Genomic DNA, 1,802 nt, shown 5'->3' with positions numbered 1-1,802 from the left:
GAGCCCCGTCCGCCGGCCCGGTCGGCCTGTACGACGCCGACGAATGTCCCCGCAGGCCCCACCGACACCCCATAAACCTCTCGCACCACCCGACGCCCATCCCCACAGAACCGCCCGACTCCCCCACGGAAAGACCACCGCCATGGACCTGGCCCGACCCCTCCCCAGCAGACGACGGCTGCTCAAGGGCGCCGCCCTGGCCGCCGTCCCCCACGCCTTACTCCCCATCCCGTGGGTCGGCGCGCGGACGCGGGCCGTCGACTACCCGCCCGCCGAGTGGCANNNAGCCGGCGAGCGGCTCCAACTACACGGCGTCCAGCCGGCCCACGGCCTACACGCTCGACCGGGTGATCATCCACGTCACGCAGGAGACGTACACCGACGCCCTGGCCATCTTCCAGAACCCGCAGAAGAAAGTGTCCGCCCACTACGTCGTCCGGTCCGCCGACGGGCACGTCGCGCAGTGCGTCCGCGAGTCGGACATCGCCTGGCACGCGGGGAACTGGGACTACAACACCCGCAGCATCGGCATCGAGCACGAGGGCTGGGTGGACAAGCCCGCCTACTTCACCAACGCCCTGTACGAGCAGTCGGCCGCACTCACCGCGGCGGTCTGCGACAGATACGGCATCCCCAAGGACCGCGCGCACATCATCGGGCACCACGAGGTGCCGGGCACCGACCACACCGATCCCGGGCCGTACTGGGACTGGGTGCGCTACATCAGGCTGGTCAACTTCGCCTGACGGCGAGCCGGGTCGAAGAGGTTGTCCGGGCGCACACCGAGGGTGACCATGGCACCAGCCGCATCATCGTCCGGGGAGGCCGAGTTGACCGATCCGTGGGTGGCCCTGGAGCCGGGGACGGACCCTGCCGAGCGCGTTCGGGTGCTGCGCCGGGCGCACGAGACGTTCACCGAGGTGGGCACGGTGCCGCGCCCGGTGCGTCCGGTGGTGGCCGACTCATGGCGGCGTTCCGCGCGGGCCGGTGTCGGGCCGGACGGCACCGCGCGTGTGGAGATCGCGGACGGCGATCTCGGCGCCTACCGGGCGGAGCATCCGCTGGCCCCCGTGATGCCTCTGTTCCGGGAGCTGCTGGGCTCGTTCGCCGCCGACGGGGAGCACCTGCTCGCGGTGTGCGACGCGCACGGCAGGCTGCTGTGGGTGGAGGGTCATCCTGCGACGCGGCGGAAGGCCGACCGGATGAACTTCGTGCCCGGCGCGCGCTGGGCGGAGTCCGCCGTCGGGACGAACGCGCCGGGCACCGCGGTCGCCGTCGACCGGCCGGTGCAGGTGTTCGCGGCCGAACACTTCATCCGCCGCGTCCAGCCCTGGACCTGCGCGGCGGCCCCGGTGCACGATCCGCGCACCGGGCAGGTGCTCGGCGCCGTGGACATCACCGGCGGGGACGGGCTCGCACACCCGCACAGCCTCGGCTTCGTGCAGGCGGTGGCGCGGGCCGCCGAGTCCCAGCTGGCGCTGCTCGGCCCGCGCAGGACCGCCGCCGGCGCGCCCGAGCTGGCCGTGCTGGGCCGCGACGAGGCGCGGCTCACGGCGGGCGGCCGCGGCATACGGTTGAGTCGCAGGCACAGCGAGATCATGGTGCTGCTGGCCCGTCACCCGGAGGGCCTGACCGGGGACGAGCTGCTGTGCGCGCTGTACGAGGACGAGTCGGTCACTCCGGTGACGCTGCGGGCCGAGCTGGCCCGGCTGCGCCGGGTGCTCGGTCCGGGCCTGCTCGCCTCGCGCCCGTACCGGCTCACCGTTCCGGTGGAGTCGGACGTGGCGGCGGTGGAGCGGCGG

General features: G+C 73.4%; 2 protein-coding genes and 1 pseudogene. All 3 read left to right on the top strand.

Going from position 1 to position 1,802, the window contains the following annotated elements:
- Positions 1 to 142: 142 nt before the first annotated feature.
- A pseudogene (locus RH94_RS44365) lies at positions 143 to 282 on the top strand (N-acetylmuramoyl-L-alanine amidase); the annotation flags it as partial.
- A 3-nt stretch (positions 283 to 285) separates the two neighbouring features.
- Positions 286 to 746: N-acetylmuramoyl-L-alanine amidase (locus tag RH94_RS23905; RefSeq protein WP_234425994.1), on the top strand; the 461-nt coding region annotated here is incomplete at its 5' end.
- Between the two features lie 84 nt (positions 747 to 830).
- On the top strand, positions 831 to 1,802 hold a 972-nt coding region (locus RH94_RS23900), incomplete at its 3' end, for a GAF domain-containing protein (protein ID WP_234425993.1).

Origin of the sequence: Streptomyces kebangsaanensis (genome assembly GCF_001906585.1) — a bacterium.
Classification (GTDB): domain Bacteria; phylum Actinomycetota; class Actinomycetes; order Streptomycetales; family Streptomycetaceae; genus Streptomyces; species Streptomyces kebangsaanensis.
Note: the sequence above shows the minus strand (reverse complement) of the source record. Positions and strands in the feature narration are given on the sequence as shown.